The sequence below is a fragment of the Halomonas jincaotanensis genome (assembly GCF_018448785.1).
GTDB classification, from domain to species: Bacteria; Pseudomonadota; Gammaproteobacteria; order Pseudomonadales; family Halomonadaceae; genus Halomonas; species Halomonas jincaotanensis.
On sequence record NZ_JAHCLU010000034.1, the window covers coordinates 1 to 1346 of the forward strand.

Sequence of the window (1346 nt, forward strand, 5' to 3'; positions counted from 1 at the left end):
CGGGCCGTCACGGCATCCGTGCCGTGTCTTGCATCATCCGCCTATAGGCGGTCAACGTGACTCCAGGGAGCCGGTACTGTCTCATTCAAAGCCGCCAATGTGGCGGTAAACAATCCTCCCGAAGGAGGGTAGTGGCAGCATCCATGCTGTCGGGTTGTGGCTACTTGATTCTCTAAGCCGCCAGCGTGGCGGAGAACGTGAGGATCTTTACAATATAACGTGAGAGACAATAACAAAAAACGTTTGATGCTTCGTTTAATCTTTCCGTCTTCGCACGTTGTGATTACATGATATTCAACAGACACACTATAGGTCAAGTCGATTTGATAAAATAATCACAAATGAACTGAAAAAAGATTGAGAGCATTCGTAGTTGTCTCTCTTTTGATTTCCTGACTTCAACTTTGAAGCCGTAGGGGGATGCCCACAAATGTATGAATCCAAAATTTGGCCTTATTTTGGCTTAAGCTGCCATCGCCGCGATTATAGCTGAGTCAGTAAGGCCGTTTTGTGTTGGGAGGTCGTTTTGCTACTGGTGCGATCAGCCATCGCACTGACACCCGTGTGGTCGTCGCCAAAAATGATTTTGGAGGAGAGGGGAGGGTGGTTGAACGTGACAAAATCATTTTTTGTCACGCTCGAGCCTCCCAGGAGAGGTGGTGTCGAAGGTGCTTTTGCGCTTGGGACGGTTCCGCCCCAGAAAATGATTTTGGGGCCTGGCTGGCGGTGCAGTACCCCCCCCCTATCTATTAATGAACATTCTGCGAAAAAGTGATTTTGTTGGCAGCCCCTAGGATTGCGGTATGGCTAAGAAGATCGTATCCGATGAACTCTGGTCCATTGTCGCGCCATTGCTGCCACCGCCGACGCCCAAGCCACGGGGTGGCCGGCCTCCCGTTTCCAATCGTGCCACCGCCCTGACGGGCATCCTGTTTATCCTACGCTCGGTTATCCCTTGGGAGATGCTCCCCCAGGATGTGGTCGGGCGTGACCTGCTGACGTAGACTGCGCGACTGGCACGAAGCGGGCGTCTGGGCGTTTGCATCAGACGCTACCGGAGCACCTATACCACACCACGCCGATCAACTCGACTTGGCGCGGGCCTGTATGGATAGTGCCTCTCTCCCGGCAAAAAGAGGGGCTCGGCCATCGGCCCTAACCCGACAGACCGAGGCAAGTGGGCACCAAACGCCCCTGCTGACGGATCGTCAGGGTGTGTCTCTGGCGACGCTGTCGACGCCGGCGCTATAAGTCCATAAATCATCAAAGCAGATTGTCCCCCCGACCCGCATGACCTTTCCTTGTTGGTGACCAAACCGTCAAGAGATCGCGCCATGCTAAGCCGA

1 protein-coding gene is annotated in these 1346 nt (G+C 53.9%); it reads left to right on the forward strand.

Going from position 1 to position 1346, the window contains the following annotated elements; translation table 11 throughout:
• Positions 1–803 precede the first annotated feature (803 nt).
• Positions 804–1004 (forward strand): transposase, encoded by a 201-nt coding sequence (locus KG088_RS18605; RefSeq protein WP_213827990.1) that lies wholly within the window; start codon positions 804–806, stop codon positions 1002–1004.
• Positions 1005–1346: the final 342 nt, after the last annotated feature.

Excerpts from the sequence above, each read along its gene's own strand:
- KG088_RS18605 (WP_213827990.1), top strand. The coding sequence starts at position 804 with ATGGCTAAGAAGATCGTATCCGATGAACTCTGGTCCATTGTCGCGCCA.